25 protein-coding genes are annotated in these 21,866 nt (G+C 73.3%); 14 read left to right on the plus strand and 11 right to left on the minus strand.

Going from position 1 to position 21,866, the window contains the following annotated elements:
- The first annotated feature begins 66 nt into the window (after nucleotides 1–66).
- The 8 genes from ACNJ93_RS31415 to ACNJ93_RS31450 are packed head-to-tail and all read left to right on the plus strand — an operon-like array spanning nucleotide 67 to nucleotide 3,464.
- On the plus strand, nucleotides 67–507 hold the full coding sequence (locus ACNJ93_RS31415; RefSeq protein ID WP_418960854.1) for a gas vesicle structural protein GvpA: 441 nt from the start codon (nucleotides 67–69) through the stop codon (nucleotides 505–507).
- The gene (locus tag ACNJ93_RS31420) at nucleotides 504–1,223 is read left to right on the plus strand and encodes a GvpL/GvpF family gas vesicle protein (RefSeq protein WP_418960855.1); all 720 of its coding nucleotides are present in this window, start codon (nucleotides 504–506) and stop codon (nucleotides 1,221–1,223) included. The genes ACNJ93_RS31415 and ACNJ93_RS31420 overlap by 4 nt, the downstream gene beginning before the upstream one ends.
- 5 nt (nucleotides 1,224–1,228) lie before the next feature.
- The gene (locus tag ACNJ93_RS31425; RefSeq protein ID WP_418960856.1) at nucleotides 1,229–1,465 is read left to right on the plus strand and encodes a gas vesicle protein GvpG; all 237 of its coding nucleotides are present in this window, start codon (nucleotides 1,229–1,231) and stop codon (nucleotides 1,463–1,465) included.
- A complete protein-coding gene (locus ACNJ93_RS31430; RefSeq protein ID WP_418960857.1) occupies nucleotides 1,462–1,776 on the plus strand; it encodes a gas vesicle protein in 315 nt (104 codons plus the stop codon). Before ACNJ93_RS31425 ends, ACNJ93_RS31430 begins: the two co-directional genes overlap by 4 nt.
- The gene (locus ACNJ93_RS31435) at nucleotides 1,773–2,600 is read left to right on the plus strand and encodes a GvpL/GvpF family gas vesicle protein (protein ID WP_418960858.1); all 828 of its coding nucleotides are present in this window, start codon (nucleotides 1,773–1,775) and stop codon (nucleotides 2,598–2,600) included. Before ACNJ93_RS31430 ends, ACNJ93_RS31435 begins: the two co-directional genes overlap by 4 nt.
- Nucleotides 2,597–2,785 carry a gas vesicle protein gene (locus ACNJ93_RS31440; RefSeq protein ID WP_418960859.1) on the plus strand — a complete coding sequence of 63 codons (189 nt, stop codon included), beginning with the start codon at nucleotides 2,597–2,599 and terminating at the stop codon, nucleotides 2,783–2,785. The genes ACNJ93_RS31435 and ACNJ93_RS31440 overlap by 4 nt, the downstream gene beginning before the upstream one ends.
- Nucleotides 2,782–3,057, plus strand: a complete 276-nt coding sequence (locus tag ACNJ93_RS31445) for a gas vesicle protein K (RefSeq protein ID WP_418960860.1) — start codon at nucleotides 2,782–2,784, stop codon at nucleotides 3,055–3,057. The genes ACNJ93_RS31440 and ACNJ93_RS31445 overlap by 4 nt, the downstream gene beginning before the upstream one ends.
- A 38-nt stretch (nucleotides 3,058–3,095) precedes the next feature.
- On the plus strand, nucleotides 3,096–3,464 hold the full coding sequence (locus tag ACNJ93_RS31450; RefSeq protein ID WP_418960861.1) for a hypothetical protein: 369 nt from the start codon (nucleotides 3,096–3,098) through the stop codon (nucleotides 3,462–3,464).
- Between the two features lie 322 nt (nucleotides 3,465–3,786).
- Here ACNJ93_RS31450 and ACNJ93_RS31455 read toward each other — a convergent pair whose 3' ends face one another.
- The gene (locus ACNJ93_RS31455; protein WP_418960862.1) at nucleotides 3,787–4,683 is read right to left on the minus strand and encodes an MBL fold metallo-hydrolase; all 897 of its coding nucleotides are present in this window, start codon (nucleotides 4,681–4,683) and stop codon (nucleotides 3,787–3,789) included.
- A 176-nt stretch (nucleotides 4,684–4,859) separates the two neighbouring features.
- Here ACNJ93_RS31455 and ACNJ93_RS31460 point away from each other — a divergent pair, with 176 nt between their 5' ends.
- From ACNJ93_RS31460 to ACNJ93_RS31470, 3 genes are read left to right on the plus strand one after another with little or no spacing between them, the layout of a single operon-like run.
- Nucleotides 4,860–6,077, plus strand: a complete 1,218-nt coding sequence (locus ACNJ93_RS31460) for an acetyl-CoA C-acetyltransferase (protein ID WP_418960863.1) — start codon at nucleotides 4,860–4,862, stop codon at nucleotides 6,075–6,077.
- Nucleotides 6,078–6,103: 26 nt separating this feature from the next.
- Entirely contained in the window at nucleotides 6,104–6,859 is a 756-nt protein-coding gene (locus ACNJ93_RS31465; protein ID WP_418960864.1) for an SDR family oxidoreductase, read from the plus strand.
- Nucleotides 6,859–7,533, plus strand: a complete 675-nt coding sequence (locus ACNJ93_RS31470; RefSeq protein ID WP_418960865.1) for an HAD family hydrolase — start codon at nucleotides 6,859–6,861, stop codon at nucleotides 7,531–7,533. Before ACNJ93_RS31465 ends, ACNJ93_RS31470 begins: the two co-directional genes overlap by 1 nt.
- A gap of 73 nt (nucleotides 7,534–7,606) precedes the next feature.
- Here ACNJ93_RS31470 and ACNJ93_RS31475 read toward each other — a convergent pair whose 3' ends face one another.
- From ACNJ93_RS31475 to ACNJ93_RS31495, 5 genes are all read right to left on the minus strand, one after another.
- On the minus strand, nucleotides 7,607–8,254 hold the full coding sequence (locus tag ACNJ93_RS31475) for a DoxX family protein (RefSeq protein WP_418960866.1): 648 nt from the start codon (nucleotides 8,252–8,254) through the stop codon (nucleotides 7,607–7,609).
- A 53-nt stretch (nucleotides 8,255–8,307) separates the two neighbouring features.
- Nucleotides 8,308–8,466 (minus strand): hypothetical protein, encoded by a 159-nt coding sequence (locus ACNJ93_RS31480; RefSeq protein WP_418960867.1) that lies wholly within the window; start codon nucleotides 8,464–8,466, stop codon nucleotides 8,308–8,310.
- On the minus strand, nucleotides 8,463–8,723 hold the full coding sequence (locus ACNJ93_RS31485; protein ID WP_418960868.1) for a hypothetical protein: 261 nt from the start codon (nucleotides 8,721–8,723) through the stop codon (nucleotides 8,463–8,465). Before ACNJ93_RS31485 ends, ACNJ93_RS31480 begins: the two co-directional genes overlap by 4 nt.
- Before the next feature lie 244 nt (nucleotides 8,724–8,967).
- Nucleotides 8,968–9,375 carry an FKBP-type peptidyl-prolyl cis-trans isomerase gene (locus ACNJ93_RS31490; protein WP_418960869.1) on the minus strand — a complete coding sequence of 136 codons (408 nt, stop codon included), beginning with the start codon at nucleotides 9,373–9,375 and terminating at the stop codon, nucleotides 8,968–8,970.
- A 106-nt stretch (nucleotides 9,376–9,481) separates the two neighbouring features.
- Nucleotides 9,482–10,948, minus strand: coding sequence for an aminotransferase class I/II-fold pyridoxal phosphate-dependent enzyme (locus tag ACNJ93_RS31495; protein WP_418960870.1), 1,467 nt, complete (start codon nucleotides 10,946–10,948; stop codon nucleotides 9,482–9,484).
- Between the two features lie 259 nt (nucleotides 10,949–11,207).
- Here ACNJ93_RS31495 and ACNJ93_RS31500 point away from each other — a divergent pair, with 259 nt between their 5' ends.
- Nucleotides 11,208–12,311 carry a glutamate--cysteine ligase gene (locus ACNJ93_RS31500; RefSeq protein WP_418960871.1) on the plus strand — a complete coding sequence of 368 codons (1,104 nt, stop codon included), beginning with the start codon at nucleotides 11,208–11,210 and terminating at the stop codon, nucleotides 12,309–12,311.
- A gap of 78 nt (nucleotides 12,312–12,389) precedes the next feature.
- Here ACNJ93_RS31500 and ACNJ93_RS31505 read toward each other — a convergent pair whose 3' ends face one another.
- The 3 genes from ACNJ93_RS31505 to ACNJ93_RS31515 form a co-directional block, all read right to left on the minus strand.
- The gene (locus ACNJ93_RS31505) at nucleotides 12,390–13,790 is read right to left on the minus strand and encodes a sulfatase (protein ID WP_418960872.1); all 1,401 of its coding nucleotides are present in this window, start codon (nucleotides 13,788–13,790) and stop codon (nucleotides 12,390–12,392) included.
- Nucleotides 13,791–13,918: 128 nt separating this feature from the next.
- Nucleotides 13,919–14,011, minus strand: coding sequence for a putative leader peptide (locus ACNJ93_RS31510; RefSeq protein WP_418960873.1), 93 nt, complete (start codon nucleotides 14,009–14,011; stop codon nucleotides 13,919–13,921).
- Between the two features lie 167 nt (nucleotides 14,012–14,178).
- Nucleotides 14,179–15,072 carry an AraC family transcriptional regulator gene (locus tag ACNJ93_RS31515; protein WP_418960874.1) on the minus strand — a complete coding sequence of 298 codons (894 nt, stop codon included), beginning with the start codon at nucleotides 15,070–15,072 and terminating at the stop codon, nucleotides 14,179–14,181.
- 161 nt (nucleotides 15,073–15,233) lie between these two features.
- On the opposite strand from ACNJ93_RS31515, the gene ACNJ93_RS31520 reads away from it, so the two are divergent.
- Nucleotides 15,234–16,688 (plus strand): RNB domain-containing ribonuclease, encoded by a 1,455-nt coding sequence (locus tag ACNJ93_RS31520; protein ID WP_418960875.1) that lies wholly within the window; start codon nucleotides 15,234–15,236, stop codon nucleotides 16,686–16,688.
- Nucleotides 16,689–16,701: 13 nt separating this feature from the next.
- On the opposite strand, the gene ACNJ93_RS31525 is transcribed toward ACNJ93_RS31520, so the two are convergent.
- Nucleotides 16,702–19,275, minus strand: coding sequence for a LuxR C-terminal-related transcriptional regulator (locus tag ACNJ93_RS31525; protein WP_418960876.1), 2,574 nt, complete (start codon nucleotides 19,273–19,275; stop codon nucleotides 16,702–16,704).
- Nucleotides 19,276–19,447: 172 nt separating this feature from the next.
- Nucleotides 19,448–20,308: an alpha/beta hydrolase family protein gene (locus tag ACNJ93_RS31530; protein WP_418960877.1), complete on the minus strand. Its 861-nt coding sequence runs from the start codon at nucleotides 20,306–20,308 to the stop codon at nucleotides 19,448–19,450.
- Between the two features lie 451 nt (nucleotides 20,309–20,759).
- Here ACNJ93_RS31530 and ACNJ93_RS31535 point away from each other — a divergent pair, with 451 nt between their 5' ends.
- Nucleotides 20,760–21,818, plus strand: a complete 1,059-nt coding sequence (locus tag ACNJ93_RS31535; protein ID WP_418960878.1) for a hypothetical protein — start codon at nucleotides 20,760–20,762, stop codon at nucleotides 21,816–21,818.
- Nucleotides 21,819–21,866: the final 48 nt, after the last annotated feature.

The following is a 21,866-nucleotide window of genomic DNA, read 5'->3' on the forward strand; positions in this document are numbered from 1 at the left end:
GCGCCCCCGCACGCATCGCGTCCGCACCCGTCTCCGTTCCGCGACACGAGAAGGAGACCGAGAACCATGACCACCCTTCCGGCACAGCCCGTCGCCGCCCCCGTCTCGCGAGGCGGCGGTTCCAGCGGCCTGTACGACGTACTCGAACTGATACTTGACCGAGGTCTCGTGATCGACGCGTTCGTGCGGGTCTCCCTGGTCGGCATCGAGATCCTGAAGATCGACGTACGGGTCGTCGTCGCCAGCGTGGACACCTATCTGCGGTTCGCCGAGGCGTGCAACCGCCTGGACCTCGAAGCGGGTCCCCGCAAGGACCCCGGACTGCCCGAGCTGGTCGGCGAGATGACGGAGTCCGGAGCGCGCGGCAAGACCAAGGGCGCCCTGAGCGGCGCGGTGCAGACGATCTCCGACGCCTTCCACTCGTCGAAGGGCGAGGACGCCGAGGAGGAGAAGACCGCGAGCCGCCCGCGGCGGCGCACCAGCACCCGTCAGGAGGAGAAGGAATGAGCACGTACGTCTACGGCATCGCCCGCGCGGACCAGGAACTGCCCGACGGCCTGGAGGGGATCGGCGAACCGGCGCTCCCCGTCAGGACGGTACGCAGCGGCGACCTGGTGGCCCTGTGCAGTGACGCGCCCCCGGAACTGAAGCCGAAGCGCCGGGACCTCCTGGCGCACCAGCGGGTCGTGACCCGGGCCGGCGACCACGGGCCGGTGCTGCCCCTGAGGTTCGGCGGCGTCTCGCCGGACGACGACACGGTCAGCGCCGTCCTCGAAGAGCACCACGGCCGCTACCTGGAGCGGCTGGCGGCCCTGGAGGACAAGGACGAGTACAACGTCAAGGCCGCCCACCACGAGCAGGCCGTGCTGGCGGCCGTGCTGGGCGAGGACCCCGAGCTGCGCGCCCGCAGCGAGGCCCTCCGGGCGGCCGGCGGCGGGAGTCACGAGCAGAAACTCGCCTTCGGCGAGCTCATGGCCCGCGCCGTCGCGGAGCGGGAGAAGGCCGACGCCGAGCTGATCGAGCGGAAGCTCGCCCCCTGCGCGGCCGGCGTCCGGCACGGTCCGGAGGGCTCCGGCCGGCTGGTCAATCTGTCGCTCCTCGTCGCCCGCGACCGGCGCGAGGAGTTCCAGGAGGCGTTGCGCCGCCTCCCCGAGCAGCACCCGCGCCTCCACGTGCAGGCGACCGGCCCCCTTCCCCCGTACAGCTTCGCCGAGACGGGCTGAGCGGCATGGGTCTGCTCTCGGAAGTGCTGCTGCTGCCGGCCGCACCGCTGCGCGGCACGGCGTGGGTGCTCCGGCAGGTCGTCGCGGAGGCGGAACGGCAGTACCGGGACCCCGCGGTCGTGCAGCGCCAACTCGCCGAGCTGGTGGAGGCGTTCGAGGCGGGCGAGATCGGGGCGGAGGAGTTCGACCGCCGTGAGGACGAGCTCCTGGAGCGGCTGGAGGACGGGAGGTGGCGGCCATGACGACACCCTCCGGACTCGCCCGCCCCTACGACGACCACTCGGGCGGCAACCTTGCCGACATCCTCGAACGGGTCCTGGACAAGGGCGTGGTCATCGCCGGCGACATCCGGGTCAACCTCCTCGACATCGAACTGCTCACCATCAAGCTGCGGCTGGTCGTGGCGTCGGTCGAGCGGGCCAAGGAGATGGGCATCGACTGGTGGGAACAGGACCCCGCGCTGTCCTCCCGGGCACGGCAGGGCGAGCTGGGCCGGGAGAACGAGGAACTGCGCCGCCGCCTGCGCGAACTGGAAGAGAGGCACGAACCGTGACGCCCGAACCGCTGCTGTACGTGTACGCCGTGGTCCGCGCCGCCCCGGCACCGCCGCTGCCCGCCGACCACCCTGGCACGGCACTCGGCGAGGGGCTCACGGTGGTGGAGCACGAGGGCCTGACGGCGGTGGCGGAGCCCGTCGACGCCGGCGACTTCGGCGAGGAACCGCTGCGCACGCGTCTGGAGGACCTGGACTGGCTCGCGCGCGTCGCCCGGGCCCACCACGGCGTGGTCGGCGCCGTCGCCCGCCGGACGACCACCGTGCCGCTCCGGCTCGCCACCGTCTGCCGCGGCGAGGAAGGCGTCCGCAGACTCCTGCGGAACGGCCGTGACCCGATCACGGCCGCCCTCGACCGGGTCCACGGCGCCGCGGAGTGGGGCGTCAAGGTGTACGTGGAGACGGAGCCGGCCGCCGGAAAAGGGGCGACCGCCCCCGACGCGGGCGGGACGCCGGAGGCCTCCGGCACGGACGGGGCGAGCGGGCGCGCGTTCCTGCGCCGCCGGATGCAGGAGCGCCGCGCCCGCCAGGACCGCGAAGGGGAGGCGTCACGCACCGCGCGGCACCTCCACGACCGACTGGCGTCCCGGGCGTCCGCCGCCGTGCTGCACCCCCCGCAACAGGCGCGGCTGTCCCGGGCGCCGGGCCGGAACGTCCTCAACGCGGCCTACCTGGTGCCGGACCGCGAACGGGAGACGTTCCTGGAAGCCGTACCGGCGGCCGACGACCTGCCGCAGGGGCTGCGCGTCGACGTCACGGGCCCCTGGGCCCCGTACTCCTTCGCGCAAGCCGAGCCCGGCCCGGACCGCGACCCGGACCGATGAACGAGCAGCAAGAAGTCGCGCTCGTCGACCTCCTGGACCGGCTGCTGGCGGGCGGCGTGGTCCTCGCCGGCGACATCACCCTGAGGATCGCCGACATCGACCTGGTACGCATCGACCTCAAGGCGCTGATCAGCTCGGTCGACGACGACGTCGTGCCCTCCCCGTGGAAACAGGTGACCCGATGACGACCCGGCCCCGGAGGGTCGAGCTCGACCCCGACACCGTCGAACGCGATCTGGCCGCCCTCGTCCTGACCGTCGTCGAGCTGCTGCGGCAGCTGATGGAGCGTCAGGCCCTGCGCCGGGTGGAGACGGGCGATCTCAGCGAGGAGCAGGAGGAACGGCTGGGGCTGACCTTGATGCTCCTGGAGGACCGGATGGAGCTGCTCCGGGAGCGGTTCGGCCTGCGCCCGGAAGATCTCAACATCGACCTCGGCCCTCTCGGCAAACTGCTGTGAGGGTGTTTGACGCCGCCACGAGCGGTCAGACGCACCTTATGAGTGCTTCCGAGAAGACCCAGAACAGCCAGTCCCGAAACGGTGGTTCGCGTGCCGGCTCGAACGGCTCGGGCTCCACGCGCGGCACTGCGGCGCGGGCGGCGAAGGGCACCGAGGACACGATCACCGGGACCCTGACCGCTCTGCCCGCCCCCGTGGCGGAGAAGACGCAGGCCGCGGTGCACGCCGTACGGGGCAGCGTCGGCCCCGGCGGCTGGGTGTGGACGGCCCTCCGCGACCGCAAGGCCCTCAGCGGCGGAGCCGCGGCGGGTACAGCCGCGGCGCTCACCGCCGCGTACGCCCTGGGCCGGCGGGCCGGACTGCGCCGGCGCGGCCCGCTCTCCCGGCTCACCGGAGGACGCATCTGAGCCCTACGGCCCCCGAGGAGGGCCCCGTACGAACGACGAGGCGGGGACGGTCCCGAGCGGCCGTCCCCGCCTCGCGTGTGCAGTTCGCGGGTGCGGCGGACTCCGAGACCGTCCCGTTCGGTGAAGGTCCGGGCCGCACGCAGACACACGACTGCCGCCTGCGGGAGGGGGGAGCCCGAGGCGGCAGTCGGAGCGAGGAGGTCGCCCGCTGGCCTTCGCCTGCCCGGGAAACCGAGCCTCACACCTCTCGAATCCCGGATTTCGCAGGGGACTTGCCCGGGGGTGCGACCTCGCGTCCCCGTCCTCCATGGCGGGCCGCGACTCACACCGCGCGGAACCGTCCCTGCTCCACCTCCGCGACCAGTCTGCCGGCCGTCAACCGCTCCAGGTGCTGCACCGCCGTCCTCCGCTCCGCCGGCCGCACGTGCGGGCCTTCGACGTGGGGGCGGTAGACCAGCCGGTGGTCGACGATGTCCTCGACGGTCCGCGGCTCGCCGAGGAACGCGAGGAGTGTCGCGTCCCGCTTCTCCACCACGCCGGCGAACGCGTCGAGCCGGCGCCGGAACTCCGCGGCTCCCTCGATCACGCCCTTCTGGTGGGACGTGCCGTACCAGCGGGCGTCGATCTCCCGGCAGCGGCGCATCGACGTCTCGAAGTCCACGAGGCTGCTGCCGACGTCGCCGTAGTACGGGCCGAACGACGTCAGGTCGATGTCCGCGACGAACAGGAAGCCGTCCGGCTCGATCAGGAAGCCGCTGTGGCCCGCGGTGTGGCCCGGCAGGTGGACGACGGTCACCGTGCGCCCGCCCAGGTCGAACACGGCGCCGTCCTCGAACCCGACGGCGTCCGGACGTCCCCGCACATGGAACCGGTCCCGCATCGTCCGGTCGACCTCCGCGGCCGCCTCGGGCGGCAGTCCGAACCCGGCGACGAGCACGTCACGGGACCGCAGCGCTTCGAGGTCGCCCCGGTGAACGTGGACCGGCACCTCGTAACTCCCGAGCCCGGCGATGTGGTCCTCGTGCGCGTGGCTCACCAGGACCACGTCCGCGGGTGGCGCCCCTTCGGCGAGGGAGAGCGACGGATCGACGACCAGCGAGGCGCTCGCGCCGCGTACGAGCAGCGAGTTGCCGTACGGGTACGCGCCGCGCTCCGGGCCGACGAGGACGCCGACCCCTCCGTATTCCTCTGCTGTGCAGCCTGCGGCCTGCGTGTTCATGACTATGGACTCTCCCCTGAGGCATTCGGTTACTCCGCCGTGCCTCAAGAAGGCGCTTGCGCCCGGTGTGACCGTTCCCACACGCGACCGGAGCCCTCCCGGCCGTTGACGAACACCACCGGCCTGCTGCAGTCTCCCTGCTAAGCAACTGCTTAGTATGCGCCGAGAGGAACGTCATGCCCGAAGCCGTCATCGTCGCCACCGCCCGCTCGCCGATCGGGCGAGCGCACAAGGGCTCCTTGAAGGACATGCGTCCCGACGACCTCGCCGTACAGATGGTCCGGGCGGCCCTCGCCAAGGTGCCCGCGCTCGACCCGAGGACGATCGACGACCTGGTGCTCGGCTGCGGCCAGCCCGCCGGTGAGTCCGGCTTCAACCTGGGGCGGATCGTCGCCGTCCTGGCGGGCCTGGACGAGGTGCCCGGCACCACGGTCAACCGCTACTGCTCGTCCAGCCTCCAGAGCACCCGCATGGCGCTGCACGCGATCAAGGCCGGCGAGGGCGAGGTGTTCGTCTCCGCCGGCGTGGAGACCGTCAGCCGCTACACCAAGGGCAACGCGGACGGCCTGCCCGACACCAGGAACCCGCTCTTCGCCGAGGCGCAGTCCCGCACCGAGCGGTTCGCCGCCGGCGGCCGCACCTGGGTGGACCCGCGGACGCAGGGCCTGCTGCCGGACGCCTACATCGCCATGGGGCACACGGCCGAGAACGTCGCCCAGTTCAAGGGCGTCACCCGCGCGGAGCAGGACGCGTTCGCCGTGCGCAGCCAGAACCTCGCCGAGAAGGCCATCGCCGACGGCTTCTGGGAGCGCGACATCACCCCGGTCACACTGCCGGACGGCACCGTGGTGTCCCAGGACGACGGACCCCGCGCCGGGGTTACGCTCGAAGCGGTCTCCGCGCTGCAGCCGGTGTTCCGGCCGGACGGCACCGTCACCGCCGGCAACTGCTGCCCGCTGAACGACGGCGCTGCCGCGCTCGTCATCATGTCCGACGCGAAGGCCCGCGAGCTGGGCCTCACGCCGCTGGCCCGGGTGGTCTCCACCGGGGTCTCGGGCCTCTCGCCGGAGATCATGGGCCTCGGCCCGGTCGAGGCCTCGCAGCGCGCCTTGGCGCGGGCCGGTCTGACCATCGGCGACATCGACCTGGTGGAGATCAACGAGGCGTTCGCCGCCCAGGTCGTCCCGTCCGCCCGCGAGCTCGGCGTTCCGGAGGAGAAGCTCAACGTCAACGGCGGCGCGATCGCCGTCGGCCACCCCTTCGGCATGACGGGCGCCCGGATCACCAGCACCCTCGTCAACTCGCTGCAGTGGCACGACAAGCAGTTCGGCCTGGAGACCATGTGCGTCGGCGGCGGCCAGGGCATGGCGATGGTCATCGAGCGCCTCTCGTGACCACCAGGACCGACCAAGGAGAAGCCATGACCGGGAAGTTCACCGGGCGGACCGCGATCGTCACCGGCGCCAGCCGCGGCATCGGACTGGCCGTCGCCGAGCGGCTGGTGGCCGAAGGCGCCAAGGTCGTCGTCACCGCCCGCAGGCCGGAGGCCCTTGCGGAGGCCGTCGCCCACCTCGGCGGCCCCGAGCACGCACTCGGCATCGCGGGCCGCGCGGACGACGCCGACCACCAGGCGGAGGTGGTCGAGCGCGCCGTCAAGACGTTCGGCGGCGCCGACCTGCTCGTCAACAACACGGGCATCAACCCGGCCTACGGCCCGATGGTCGAGGTGGACCTCGGCGCCGCCCGCAAGATCTTCGAGGTCAACTGCATCGCCGCCCTCTCATGGGTGCAGCAGGTCCACCGCGCCTGGATGAAGGACCACGGCGGCGCGGTCGTCAACGTCTCGTCGGTGGCCGGGATCAAACCCGCGCCCGGCATCGGCTTCTACGGCGCCAGCAAGGCGATGCTCACCCACCTCACCAAGGAACTGGCCGTCGAACTCGGCCCGGACATCCGGGTGAACGCCGTCGCCCCGGCCGTCGTCAAGACCCAGTTCGCCACCGCCCTCTACGAGGGCCGGGAGGAGGAGGCCGCGGCCGCGTACCCGCTCAAGCGGCTCGGCCTGCCCGAGGACATCGGCGGCGTCGTCGCGTTCCTGCTGTCCGAGGACGCCTCCTGGATCACCGGTCAACTGCTGGTCGTCGACGGCGGCGTCACGCTGACCGGGGGTGCCTGATGGCGGCGCGCGTGGACGCGGTGGTCTTCGACTACGGCGGTGTCCTCACCGGGCCCGTCCGCGACTCGATCGCTGTGTGGATCGCGGCCGACGGCATCGCGCCCGAGTCGTTCTCCCGCACGCTCCGCGCCTGGCTCTCCCGGGACGCCGAGCACGGCACCCCCATCCACCGCCTGGAGACCGGCGACCTGACCGTCGCGGAGTTCGACGCCCTGCTCGCCGCCGAGCTGGACACGGTCGACGGCGGCCCGGTCGACCCGGTCGGGGTACTGGACCGGCTCTTCGCCGGGATGCGCCCCGACCCGGCGATGTTCGCGCTGGCCGGCGAACTGCGCGACCTCGGCGTGCGGGTGGCCCTGCTGTCCAACAGCTGGGGCAACACCTACCCGCGGGAGCAGATCGACGGACTCTTCGACCCCGTGGTGATCTCCGGCGAGGTCGGCCTGCGCAAGCCGCTCGCGCCCATCTACGAGCTCACGCTGGACCGCCTCGGCCTGCCGGCCGACCGCGTGCTCTTCGTCGACGACGCCGAGCCCAACGTGCTCGGCGCCCGCGCCGTCGGCATGCGGGCCCTGCAGCACACCGACGCCGACACCACCCGGACCGTACTGGCCGACCTCGTACCCGGGCTGGCTGCGCGACCAGCGCCCCTGGCACAGGAGTCGAGCGCATGACGTCCCGCACGTCCCGCTCCGAAGCGGAGGCTCGCCAGGAGCGGGACGTGCGGTGGCTGTCGGCAGGGGACGATCACGGCCGCTGTTCGTCGACCCAGCCGCGCTCGGCCGCCCACCCGTCCGTGATGTCCTCGGCGACAGGCAGCGTGGCGAACGAGAGGGCGGACAGGACCACGATGATCCCGACCGGCACGGCCCAGGCGCGCGGACCGGTTTCCGGCCGGCCCGCGGCCGTGTCCCAGCCGGGGTCGGCGGAGCCGTCACGGCCGAGCCGCGTCCCCCGGAGCCGGCGGTCGGCCGGCCGCAACGCCCACGACGCGACGGCGAACACCAGGTACATCAGCGGCGGTCCCCACGACACCGCCGTGTCACCCAGCGTCAGATGCGACACCACGGCACCCGACCACAAGAAGAAGACGCCCGCGTACGCCCATTCCTTGAGCAGCCGAAACCCGGGCACGAGGATCGCGACGGCCGCGGCGAACTGGCACACGCCGAGTACCTGGGCGAAGTGGTCCGGGTATCCGAGGTGGTCCAGCTGGTCGTCGACCCAGTCGATCGTCAGCAGGTTCCAGGCCGCTCCGGCGAACAGCTCGGAGGTGATGACGAGGGTGGTGAACCAGAAGGCCGCGGGGCGGATCCAGCTCCTGTTGCTCCGTGCCGTGGAGCCCGGCCTCCCGCCGGTCGTGAGCGGTCGGCCGCGGGTCGTTTCCGTGTGCATCTCGGTTCCTTGTTCCTTGTCGAGTCGATGACCGTGCGGAGCGGCGACGCGGCTCACCGCGTCGCGCCGACCGCCTGCGCGGGACGAGGGCCGTCCCTGGGCCAGTCGAGGGACCCCTGCCTGCGCGCCTCGCGGCGGATCTTGCCCACCCCGAACCTGCAGGTCAGCTCCTTGACGGCCGCGCCCGCGCGGCCGCCGACGTAGACGTTCACCGGGCTGTCGTCCTTGCCGGCGACCAGCCGGACGGCGCTGCGCCGGCCCAGGCGTGACGGGCGTCGGACGGCACCTCGCCCAGCCGGTCGCGCAGGCGCCGGGCGCCCTCGAACTCGTTGGGGTCATGGGGGAATTCGGCCGCGCCGGGCACGGCCGGCGTCGCCCCGGTGCTGCCGACCGCGTAGATGACGTAGTCGTAGTCCAGCGCGCCCCCCGACGCCGGTTCGACCGTGCGGGCGGCGATGTCGACGACCAACCGGACTCCACGCCGGAACGCACCCGCAGCCGATCGGCGGCGAGCGCCCCGGCGTAGCCACCGCCGATCACCACGACCTTGTCGCCTCGTGAGCTGTGTTCCGTCATGCCCCCAAGACACCGCGGGCACCACGAAAAGTGACAACAGCCGATGTGACGCACGTCGCATCCGCGGCCTCGGACCGCCCGTGCGGGGCGGCCTGCGGCGGCGCGGCGGCGTGTCGGGCCGGAGGGCGGTCAGGCTGTCACTGGCTGCTGCTCCACCCGGCCGTGCCGGAGTACAAGTCGATCAGGTCCACCACGAAGACCAGGGTCGACCCCGCCGGGATCAGCGCCGAGGGCGACTGGTTGCCGTAGCCGAGCCGCGGAGGAACGATGATCTCCCGCCGGCCGCCGACCCTCATCCCTCTCAGTCCCCGGTCCCAGCCCTTGATGACCCTGCCACCGCCCAGGGCGAACTTGAACGGCTCGCCCCGGTCCCAGGAGGCGTCGAACTCCTTCCCGGACTCGAACGTCACCCCCACGTAGTGAACCCGGAGAACCATGCCCGGCTTCGCCTCGGGCCCGTCCCCGACGACGAGGTCCCGGACGGTCAGCTCGGTGGGAGCGTCACCCTCCGGCACGTCGATCTCGGGCTTCGTCCGTTCGCTCATCGCAGCCTCATCACCTTCCACCGGTAGCCCTCACCGGGGCCGGCCGGGCGCATGGACACCCCATGCGGCAGACGCTCACGGTACCGAGGACGGTGAGGGCGCCCGGTCAGCGGTGGCGTGCCACCACGCGGAAGGTCTCCAGGGACGGATCGGCCGCGTCGGGGATCAACAGCCCGTGCCGTACGCCGCTGCGCAGGTACTCCACGACCTCGGCGGTGATCACCTCGCCCGACGCCACCGCGGGCACCCCCGGCGGGTACGGGCTGATCGTCTCCGCCGCGATCCGGCCCACCACGTCCTTCGCCGCGACGTGCTCGGCCTCCCCGAAGAAGGCGTCCCGCGGCAGCCGGGCCTGCTCCAGCTCCAGCGCCGGCGGTTCCGGCAGCCGCACCGGGGGCCGCCGTTCCATTCCCTCGGCCCCGTCGACCAGGGCGCGCAGCGCGTCGACCAGGACCCGCTCCGTCTCGTCGTCGTCCGCGTGCGTGATCGAGGCGCTGATCCGGCAGGTGTCGGAGCTTCCCACGTCGACCCTGCATTCGGTCCGCAGCCACTCCGCCGCCTGCATCCCGCTGACGCCGAGCCCCCGGACGTCCATCACCACCTTCAGCGGATCCAGATCCGCCGCGAGCCCCGCCTCCACCACCTCGCGCCCCATGACCGTGACCCCCGGCAGCTCGGAAGCGGCCTTCCGCACCCGGTCCGCCCTGCGCAGCGCGGAGTCCAGCAGCTCCCGGCCCTCCTCGACCATCTGCCGCCGCCAGCCGTCCAGCGTCGCGTACACCAGCGAGGACGCGCTCGTCGTCCCGAGCAGGTCCTCCCGCTGCTTCAGCACCTCGGCGGAGATCCGGTGGTACTGGAGGTGGAACACCGAACTCTGCTCGATCGCCCCGCCCATCTTGTGCACGCTGGTGACCACCAGGTCCGCTCCCGCGTCGATGGCCCAGACCGGCAGATCAGGATGGAAGGGCAGGTGCGCGCCCCACGCCTCGTCGACGATCAGCGGCACGTCGTACGCGTGGCACACCTCGGCCACGCCCGCGACATCGGCGCAGGTGCCCCAGTCGGTGGGGGTGATCAGGAGCATCCCCTTGGCGTCGGGGTGCTCCTCCAGCTTCCGGCGCACGTCGTCCGGCTCCGGGGGGTGGGCCAGGTGCCGCTCGCCGTCGAACTTCGGGTGCACCCAGATCGGTTCGACCCCGTTGACCACCACGCCGGCGATCACCGACTTGTGCGCGTTGCGCGACAGCAGCAGCTTCTCGCCGGGCCCGGCGACCGCCAGCATCGCGGTCTTCACCGAGAGCGAGCTGCCGCACGTCGAGAAGAACGCCCGCTCCGCGCCGACCGCGTCGGCCATCAGCTCCTGCGCGTGTTCGAGCACCCCCTGCGACTCCCGCCGGTCGTCGAGACCGTTGAGGGTGAGCACGTCCGAGCGGAAGACGTCGATGCCGACGACCTCGGCCACCCGGGGGTCGGCGCCCCTGCCCTGCTTGTGCCCCGGGGGTCCGAAGACGACGTCCCCCCGGCGCCGGAAGTCCTGAAGCTCCTCGAGTACGGGTGCGCGCGAGTGGTCCATGGCTCCTCCGGGTTCTGGCGTCTCCCAGGCTCGGTCGCCGCGTGCGGCGTGGGCTCGTGTGCCCCGCGCCGCCGCCGCGAAACGACGGCCGCGTCCGGACGGCGGGCCCCGCCACCGCCGGGACGGGCCCGATGGCGGCCTCGCACCCGCGGGAGGACGCTGGGCACAGCGGCTGACGACGCGGGGCACCGGCGTGAGGCGTCAATCGCGCCGGGCGGGGCACGCGAGAAGCGCAGCCCAGCGTCGTACAGGAGCCGAGATGCGCACTGTGGGAGTCGAAGAGGAACTGCTGCTCGTCAGCGCCACGACCGGCGAGCCGCTCGCCGTGTCGTCCGCCGTGCTGGCCTCGGCGGCCGGCAGCGGGGACGAGGACGCGCGGGAGGTGTTCGAGGCGGAGCTCCACCAGGAGATGCTGGAGTTCGCCACCCGGCCGGTACGGGACATGCGTGCCCTGCGCCAGGAGATCGTCCGCTGGCGCGGCGAGGCGGCACACCACGCCGAGGCGGCCGGGGCACGCGTCGCCGCCCTCGCGACCTCGCCGCTGCCCGTCGAGCCGTCACGCAGCCTCGGCCGCAGGTACCGGTGGATGGCCGAGCAGTTCGCCCTCACCACCGAGGAGCAGCTGACCTGCGGCTGCCACGTCCACGTCTCCGTGGAGTCCGACGAGGAGGGCGTGGCCGTCCTGGACCGGATCAGGCCCTGGCTCGCCCTGCTGATCGCGATCAGCGGGAACTCGCCCTTCTGGAGCGGCCGGGACAGCGGCTACTGCAGCTACCGCAGCCGGGTGTGGAACCGGTGGCCGTCCGCCGGAGCGTACGAGTCCTTCGGCAGCGCCGAGCACTACCACGAGCGGGTACGGGACATGGTGGCGACCGGCGTCCTGCACGACACCGGCATGATCTACTTCGACGCCCGGCTGGCCCAGAACTACCCCACGGTGGAGATCCGCGTCGCCGACGTCTGCCTGGAGGCGGACACGACCGTCCTGGTGGCCACCCTCGTCCGCGGACTCGTGGACACCGCCGCCCGCGCCTGGCGCAACGGCGAACCGCCCGCCCGGGTCCCCGTCAGCCTGCTCCGCCTGGCCTCCTGGCGCGCCGCCCGCTCCGGTCTCCCGGGGCCCCTCCTCGACCCGCGCACCCTGCGCGAGGTGCCCGCCGACGCGGCACTGGACGCCCTGCTCGAACACGTCGACGAGGCACTCCGCGCCAACGGCGACCGGGACGACGCCCACCGCGCCCTCGCCGAACTCCGCGCGCGGGGCACCGGCGCGCAACGTCAGCGCGAGCTCCACGAGGCGGGCCTCGACCTCGGCGAGGTCGTCCGCGAGTGCGCCCGCATCACGACGTCCGCCACCGCCTGACCCGGTCGCCCGTCAGCAGGACGGACGACCGGGTCCGACCGTGCGAGGGCGCTGGCCCACCGCGCGATCCGGCGGCGCTCAGTAGCGCAGCAGCCCCGCGTCGACGCGCTCCCACGCGGCCCGCAGGTCGGCGAGCCGTGCCTGTTCGAAGGGCGCTCGGTCCGCCTGCTCCCGGGCGTCCTCGGACAGGTGGAAGAGCTGGTCCCGGCCGGACCTGCCGCGGTAGTACTTCCAGTCGCCGCGCCGCAGGGCGCGCTCGCCCCGCACCCGCCAGAACAGGTCCCGCTCGGGTACCTCGGCGCCGCGCAGGAGGTGCCCGGCGAGGCTGGTGCCGTCGAGGGGGTACGCCGGGTGGGGACGGGCGCCGGCCAGGTCGAGGAGGGTCGCCGTCCAGTCGGGCGTGAACACCGGCAGGTCGCTGACCTGCCCGCCGTCGATCCGCGCCGGCCAGCGCAGGACCGTCGGAACCCGGATGCCGCCCTCCTGGAGCGAGCCCTTGTTCCCGGCGAGCGGCCAGTTGTAGGAGAAGCGCTCACCGCCGTTGTCGCTGGCGAACAGGACGAGCGTGTCCTGCTCCTGGCCGGATCGCCTCAGCGCGTCGAGCACCTGCCCGACCGAGCGGTCGAGGTCCTCGACCATCTCCCGGTACTTGTCGATCGAGCCGCCGTCCTGGTGCCAGAGGGCGGAGCGGTCGCCGGACTTGATCCGGCGGACGATCTCGGCGCTCGTGTCCTCGTCGCCGTCGGCGATCCAGGGCCAGTGGGGGGTCGTGAAGTTGAGGTTGAGCAGCCAGGGCCGGTCGTGGTCGCGGCCGACGTACTCGCTCGCCCGCTCGGTGAGGATCCGGGTGTAGTAGCGCAGGTCCTTGTACTCGGCGTCGCCCTCGTAGAGGTCGTACTCGCCGCCGAGCCCGAGCTTGGAGTAGTACTCCAGGGCTCCGCCGAAGTTGCCGAAGAACTTGTCCCAGCCGGAGCGGGTGGGGGAGTAGTGGGGAAGGTATCCGCAGTGCCACTTGCCGATGAGGGCGGTGGCGTAGCCGGAGTCCCGGAGCAAGGAGGCGAGCGTGGGGTGGGTGGGCTCGAGGCCGACGGACTTGTCGGCGATCGGCTCGGCGAGGCCCCCCTTCGTACGGCCCGGGTAGCGGCCGGTGTAGAGGCTGAAGCGGGTGGGCGAGCAGGTCGCGGAGCCGGAGTAGGCGTCGGTGAAGCGGACGCCGCCGCGGGCGAGGCGGTCCAGGTGCGGCGTGCGGATGTGCGGGGAGCCGTAGGAGGAGAGGTCCGCCCAGCCCAGGTCGTCGCCCAGGATGAAGAGGATGTTCGGACGCCGGGAGTGGCGGCGCGGGTGCGCGGCGCGGAAGGGGCGCTCCCGCGGTTCGGCCGGGGTCGCCTGCGCGGAGGGCGCGGCGGCGCCGAGGGCGGCCGCGGCGGCGACACCGGCGGCGGCCCCGCCGAGGGCGCGGCGGGACAGGGGCGTGGACATACGAGACTCCAGAAGGGCGTGCGGACGTACGGGCATGCCTCCGGGGCCCGGCAGGCGGGGGACGGCCCACGGGCGGGGCGGGCGGAGGTGCGTGCGGCGTGGCCGGGCGAGCGGGAAGGGCCGGCCGGTCAGCGGCAGCGACAGGCCGCGCTCGCGACACGGACGAGGTCCACGTGCCGGCGCCGGACGAGGGTGACCGAGCGGTCACGCGGGGGCTGCATGAGCCAGGAGTCTCGCCGGGGCCGACAGGGGCGTCAACGGCGAAGGCCCAGGTTGACGCGCGTAGTTCGCATGATCGACACGCCACCGCAAGCCTGGCGCGCATGCGGTCCATGGGGAGGGCCCCGGACGTCGCCTTCGAGGTGAAGGGACGGCCGGGGCCCGGTTCTCACGCCCCGCCGGTTCCGGCGGCCCGCTCGACCGGGATCCACAGCTGGGAGTCCGTGGCCGCGCCGATCTCCACCGGCTGGGTCCGCAGGAGTTCCGGACCGGGCCGGCTCACGTACGGGTTCGAGGGGAACCACTGGGTGAACACGTCGCGCCACAGTTCCTGGAGGGCGGTGGGGTAGGGGCCGTGGTTGTCGAAGACGGCCCAGGTCCCGGCCGGGACCTCCAGGGTGTCGAGCTCCTCCGCGGCCGCTTCCGGGCCGGTCGTCACGCCGATCCAGTAGTCGACCTCGCTGCCCTCCTCGCGGCTGTCGGTGAGGTGCACCACCGCGGACAGGACGCCCTCCGGCTCTCCGTCGGCGAGCTCCTTCATCCGGAGGATCGCCTGCTGGTCCAGGGTCTCCACGTGAGCGGCGGCGGCCGCGTTGACTCCCTCGTGCACGAGCGGGACCCGTGCCTTCCGGCCGAGGACCCGGAACGCTTCCTTCTCGACGATCCGGTACCGCATGGTCGTACTCCCTTCGACGACGACTCGGAAGGACATGCGCGGCTGTGCCGTCAGCGTCGCACCCGTGCGCCGTGCCTCGCCCGGTCCGATGCCGTGCACCGACCGGAACGCGCGGGCGAACGCCTCGCCCGAGCCGTAGCCGTGCCGCACGGCCACGTCGAGCAGGGTCCGCTCCCCGTCCAGCACCTCGGCGCCGGCGAGCGTCATGCGCCGGCGCCGTACGTACACGGACAGCGGCATCCCGGCGAGCGCGGAGAACAGGCGCCGGAAGTGGTACTGCGACGTCGTCGCGATCCGGGCGACCTCGGCGATGTCGACCTCCCGGCCGGCCTCCGCCTGGAGGCAGTCCTCGATGTGGTCGAGCGCCTGGTTGAGCTGCTCCAGCACGGGTGCGTGTCCTTCCCTCTGTTGCCTTCACCGTAGGAATCACCACCCTTCCAGGACCCGACGATCCGTGCCCGGAACGATCGGGTGACCGGAACGCCGAGCGGGCGCCCGTCCGCACCGCTCGCCGTGCCGCTCCGTGTTCATGTGCATACGCTGAGTACATGCGACGTCGTCATATGCACATGTCCCGCGAGGCTCAGGACGCCCTGCGCACCGCACTGCAGCGGCTACGGGCCGAGCTGAAGGCCACCGCGGAGTTTCCCGCCCACGTCCTCGAAGCGGCGGAGGCCGCCAAGAACGCGGTCCGGCTCCCCGACAAGGACGCCACCCACGTGCCCCTGTTCACGATCGACCCGCCGACCTCGAAGGACCTCGACCAGGCCATGTACCTGGAGCGGCGGTCGGGCGGCGGGTACCGCGTGCACTACGCCATCGCCGACGTGGCGGCCTTCGTCAGGCCCGGAAGCCCGCTGGACGACGAGGCCCACGACCGGATCGAGACGCTGTACTTCCCCGACCTCAAGGTGCCCCTGCACCCGCCCTCCCTCTCCGAAGGGCCGGCCAGCCTGCTCCCGGACCAGGTCGTCCCCGCCCTGCTGTGGCAGCACGACCTCGACGCCGACGGCAACGTGACCGCCTCGACCGTCAGTCGGGCCAGGGTCCGCAGCCGGGCCAAGCTCGACTACCACGGCGTCCAGCAGGACATCGACGCCGGAACGGCCGAGGAGCCCGTCGCCCTGCTGCGCGAGATCGGCAAGCTGCGGGAGGCCGTCGAGGCCGCGCGCGGCGGGGTGTCGGTGAACCTGCCGGACCAGGAGGTCACCCTGAAGGACGGATCGTTTCAGCTGAGTCATGCGGCGGCTCTGCCCGTCGAAGGCTGGAACGAGCAGATCTCCCTCATGACCGGGATGGCCGCGGCCGAGATCATGCTGGACAGCGGTACCGGGATCCTGCGGACCCAGAAGGAGCAGGACGACCAGGACGTGATCCGGCGCGTGCGCGCCATCGCGAGGCTCCTGGGCATCACGTGGAAGCCGGGCGTCTCGTACGCCGCGCTGGTCAACTCCCTCGACCCGGCCGACCCGAAGCACATGGCCTTCCTCAGCGAGGCCGTCGCCATGCTGCTCAAGGCGGAGTACGCCACCTTCCGCGACCACCACCTCCCGAAGTACACGCTCCACGCGTCGATCGCGGCTCCGTACACCTACTGCACGGCCCCGCTGCGGCGCCTGGTCGACCGCTACACCGGTGAGCTGTGCGTGGCCGCGTGCGCCGGCCAGGCCCCGCCGAAGTGGGTGCTCGACGCCCTGTCCTGCCTGCCCTGCGACATGGCGCGGGGGAAGGGGAAACTGGCGGACCGGCGCGCCGTCGACCTGGTGGAGGCGGCCGTGCTCAAGGACCGGGTGGGCGAGATCTTCGGCGGCACGGTCATCGACACCGACGCGGAGGACGGCGAGCCGAAGAAGGGCACGCTGCACCTGGCGGAGCCCGCCGTGATCGGCAGGATCACCTCCGGCGCCGAGCTCGACCTGGGCGCGAGTGTCCGGGCCGAGCTGACGAGGGCCGACCCCCTCTTCTCCGGCCGGCACAAGATCCTCTTCAACACGGTGGTGTGACGGCCCGCCCGGGTCACCGCTCCGAAGGGCGGCCGTCGCCCGTGCCGTGGGCCAGCAGCCCCGAGAGTTCGACGCGGGAGCGGACTCCCAGTCGGGCGAAGACGTTCCGCAGGTGGTGGTCGACCGTGCGGGGGCTCAGCGACAGCCGGTCGGCGATCTCGTGGTTCGTCGCCCCCGCCGCCACGAGTCCGGCGATGCGCTGCTGCTGAGGGGTCAGCTCGCCCGCCGCACCGGGGGCGGTCCTCCGGCCCACGGCCCCTCCGGTGGCCCGCAGTTCGGCCCGGGCCTGGTCGGCCCACACCCCGGCCGCCGCGCGCTCGAAGGTGACCAGCGCGTCGCTCAGCGGGCCCCGGGCCTCGACCAGACGTCTGCGGCGGCGCAGCCACTTGCCGTACGCGAGGAGGGTCCGGGCCCGTTCGAAGTCGTTGCCGTTCCCCTCATGGTGCCGCAGCGCCTCGCGGTACCGGTCCGCCGCGTCGTCCTCGCCGGCCAGCAGTGCTCGGCAGCGGGCCAGTTGGGCGGGCGCCTGGGGGTCGAGGCCGAGCCCGGCCCAGACCGCGAACTCCTCGGCCGCCGTACCGGCCTCGGCTCTCCGGCCCGCCGCGCAGGCGGCCTCGACGAAACAGGGCACGACGAGCATCCGCAGGGCGAAGTGACCGCCGCGCGGCCCCCTCCCGACGAGGGGAGCGAGACGCGCCGCGGCCTGCGCGGCGAGCCCCCCCGCGAGTTCGGTCCGGGCGATCGCCCACTCGGCGAGCGTCGTCGCCTGGACGAGGCCGTGCGCGCGGGCGGTCCCGAGCGCCCGGCCCGCATGCTCCACGACGGCCGGGACGTCGCCCCGGACGGAGGCCGCCAGGGCGAGGACCGCGTGCTGGTGGGCGGCCCCGTTGCGTTGCCCGGTGGACTCCGCCGTGCGGAGCCCCTCCCTGGCGTGTGCGGCGGCACGCTCGTGCTGCCCGGCCCGCAACTCGGCGTAGGCCAGGTGTTCGAGGACCCGGGGCAGCAGCGCGGTGGCGGCCGCGGCGCGCACCCTGGCCAGGGCACGGGCATGCACGCGTACGGCGGCGGGCGCGTCCCCCAGGACCAGGGCGGCGACTCCTGCGCGCAACAGGCGGCGAGGCTCGTCGGACGTGCCGTCGTGGGCCACGACCCGGGCCAGCGGCGCACGTGCCTCCTCCAGCCGCACCGCGAGCGCGGCACACATTCCGTCGCGGAAGTCCCGTTCCACCGCGTCGGTGTCGGCGAAGGCTTCGGTGCGTGCGCCGCCGAGGCCGCTCGCGCCGAGAGCGATCGCGCAGGCCTCCGGGTCCCCGGCCGCCCACGCCGCGTCCATGGCGAGGGACCGCGCCTCCGAAGCCTCCTCGGGCGCCCCCTCGCGCAGCAGCGAGGCGGCGAGGAGCAGGACCTGATGGGCGTCCCCGACCGGACCGTCCCCCAATCCGGCCACGCCGCGCGCGAGTTCCGCCCTTCCGCGCACCACACCGGGCAGCGCCCGGGCGTCGGCTCCGGGAGTGCCGTCGTCCGAGCGGGATGCGGGGGGAGGGGCGAAGAGGGCGGACAGCTCCCGGCGCCGGGACGGCGGCACGGCACCCAGGACCGCGCGCCGCAGGAACGGGTCGTCGAACCGGAGTGCTTCCCGGCTCCCGTGCAGGAGCCCGTCGGCGACCAGCCGGTCGAGCGCCTCGGGCGACGCGCGCACGGCGCGGGCCACCGCCAGGACCGCGTCCGCGCGGACCGGGCGTACGGCGTCGGGCACCCCGGCCGCAGGGTCCGGCCGCCCGGTGTCGGGAACCGGCTCCCCGGCGACGGCCACCAGGCTCAGCATCCGCCCGCACTCCGCCGGCAGCGAGCCGAGGAGCCCTCGGTACACCTCGGACAGCGAGACGTCGTCGATGACCGAACCCGACGGGCCGTCACCGGCCTTCGGCTCGGAGGAGAGGCGGACGGCCGTCGCCGCCAGGACACCGGGATGGCCTGCGGCCTCGTCGAGGAGCCGCGTGCGGAAGGACGCCGTCAGAGGCACCCGGCACAGGTCGTCGAGCAGGCACCGCGCCCCCTCGCGGCTCAGCCGCCCCAGGGACAGCAGCCGGGCACCCGCCACCTCGGGGGGCCGGTGATGGGCGGCGAACGAGACGACCCATGCCCATGGTCCGGTGTTCCCGCGCCAGGCCGCGTCGAGCGCGGCGCGGGAATGGGCGTCCCAGAGGTGGTGGTCGTCCAGGCAGAGCAGCAGCGGCTCGCCGGGGCACAGGGCCGCCAGTGCGCCGGGCACGCCGCCGGGGCCACGGGCCGCCCGCAGGGCACGGCGCGCGGCCGAGGGGGTGGGGGCGAGGGCGGAGAGGAGGGCGCGCACGCCGCTCCAGGGGACGCGGTTGCCGCCGGGCGCGGCCACGCGGTGGGCCCGGATCCGGGAGTCCCGTACGGCCTGGTCCAGCAGCGCGGTGCGACCGGTGCCCGGGGCCCCGGTGAGCAGCAGGACGGCGCCCGTCCCCTCGGCGGCCCGCGCCGACAGCTCCGCCACGGCGGCGAGTTCGGAGGCACGGTCGTACAGCCCCGGAACAGCGGCGGCCCTCGACGCTCCACTCACGCCGTCACCTTACTTGCCGGTAAGCAGCGAGAGAAGAGGTGAGGAATGAGGTGAGGAATGAGGACGACGTTGGGCCGGGGTCCACACCTCGGGCCCGCCCGCTGTGCACGCGGACAACCCGAACGTCCGGACCGGAGGTCCTCGCCCACCCGGGGCGAGGACCTCGCGCACGTCAGGAGCCGAGGGGGCAGGTGCCCCGGTACTCCTCGATCGTCAGACTCGGCCGTGGCAGGGGGCAGAGGAACTGGTCGTAACGGGTGTCGTCGTCGATGAACCGCTTCAACCAGGAAATGCTGTACTTCGCGATCGTCGTGTCGGAGCTGTTGGGGGTGAAGTGGGTGGCCCCGTTGAGCTCCAGGTAGGCCTTGTCCAGCGAGGCAGGCAGGCTCTCGTAGAACGGCTCCGAGTGGGTGGCGACCGGGGCGATCGTGTCCCCGTCCGCGCCGACGACCAGGGTCGGGGTGCTGATCTCGGGCCAGGTCTTGTCGGTGTTCCAGCCGGTGAGCGGGATGGCGGCCTTGAGCGAGGGCCGGCTCTTCGCGGCCTCCAGGGTGCCTCCCCCGCCCATCGAGTGGCCCATGACGCCCAGCCGTGAGGCGTCGACACGGCCCCGGACCGAGCTGCGCTGGGTCAGGTAGTCGAGTGCGGCGAGCAGCTGGCGGCCCCGGCTGTCCGGCTGGTCGAGCGTGGTGAGGGTGTCGATCGTGAAGACGACGAAGCCCTGCGAGGCGAGCCGCGGTCCCAGCCACGAGATGGAGGACTCGTACGCGGTGAACCCGGGGGAGATCACCACGGCGCCGAACGTGCCGTCACTGGTGGAGGTGGGGTAGTAGATGGTGCCGCCGCCGAACCCGGTGGCGACGAGGGAGGAGACGCTGGTCTGGGAGACCGCGTAATACCCGCGGGCCGCCTCGATGGAGGCGGTGGTGGGCGCCGGGCCGCGCTGGTAGGGATTGTCCGCGGCGGTGGCGGTGGGCGCGGCCAGGAAGGCCAGGGAAGACAGGGCCGCGACGGCAGCGATGTGTCGTTTCATGACGGAGTCGTCCTCTCACGTCGTGTGCCTCAAGGTGGGGGCTGCGCGACGCCGGCCGGAAGCCGGCCGGCGCACCGGTGTGGACCGGCCCCGCCACTGTCGGGGCGACGACGGAGCAAGACATCGGCGAAATGACCGGCCACCGGCCGCGGAGTTTTAGGGGCGCGTGGGCGAACTCGCCGCCGTGCGCCCGTGGGTGGTTGTCGCCGCGGTCGAACCGGAGGGTGCGGCGGGTCTTCGGCAGGGCGCGGGCGGCCGCGGCGCAGAGCACGGCGGACAGGCCGTTCGCCGATCACCCCCGTGAATGCACCGGTGCACAGGGCGAGTCCGCAGGGGGCGGTGTGGGTTGCACAGGCTGCGTCCGCCGGGCCCGGCGCGTCAGCACGCCGGTGCCTGCGGGGCGGTACCGGTGCCTGCGCGGATCCGGCCCGGGATGCGGCAGGATGGCCCGATGAACGTACAACAGGAAGGCTCGGCAGTGGAGTCCATCGGGGAGCTCGCCCGGCGACTCGTCGCGGCAGACGCCGACGGCTGGACGCCGGAGGGTGTGAGGGCCATGGCGGCCGAGCTCGGGTGGGGCTGGGGCGGCACGCCGGACGCTCCCGTGCTGATCACGGGGCGGCCCTCGGGCGATGCCCGCCTGCGTCCGGTCGGCGACTACGAGAAGCGTTACGCCGACGGCGAGTCGTACGTGGAGCTCGCCGTCCCCGTGGCGAACCCCGCGCCGGACGCCGCGGCGCAAGCGGCGGCCTTCCGCGCCGCCAGGGAGGAAGTGACCGCCGCGCTGGGCGAGCCGTCCATCATGGGCTCGCACGGTGACATGGGCCCCTTCTACGACAGCGAGCCGCTCTGGGGCGCTCCCTTCGTACGCTGGCGCGGGAGCCCGGACACGCTCGAACTGCGGGCCGGGACGTCGGGGCCGGAGCTGGTGCTGCAACCCACCGATCCCGCGGAGAACTGGTTCTGGCGTCAGGGCCATGGCGAGGAGCACGCGATCAGCGGCTTCTTCGGCAGCAACCGTGACCGGGCCAACGTCGGCCTCGGCTTCCCGGGCGGCTGGACCGCCCGTAGCTGGGAGACCGTCGTCCGGTCGCTGGGAGGGTTCCTGGGAGCGCTGCCCGCCGAGACCACCGCCCTGGGGATCCGGCTCGCGATGCCGTTCTACGGGCGCGACGGCCGCAGCGCGCCCCTCCTTTTCGACGTGGTGTGCGGCGACCGGCTCTCGATCGCCTGCTTCGCGCCGGACGACATCGGTCCGGCCGCGCTCGGGTGGGGCACGGTCGCCGAATTCCCCGACACGGCGTCGGTCTTCGGCGATGACGACCCGAAGTGGCGTGTGGCCGCGGGCGGCCCCGGTGAACCGAAGGGCCGCGCGCTCGCCGAGATGCTCGTGGCCACGGCCAGGGCGGCCGGCGTGAGCGATCCCACCGACCTGATCATCGGAGGCGAGGCGGGATACGTGGGCGACTACCACGTCACCTACTACGGGCTGGGCCTGCCGACCGGCTGAACCTCCCCCACCGATCGGCGCGGCGCCAGGGTGCCTGCCCCGGGCAGA

The organism is Streptomyces tritici, from assembly GCF_048500665.1.
In the GTDB taxonomy this organism is placed as follows: domain Bacteria; phylum Actinomycetota; class Actinomycetes; order Streptomycetales; family Streptomycetaceae; genus Streptomyces; species Streptomyces tritici.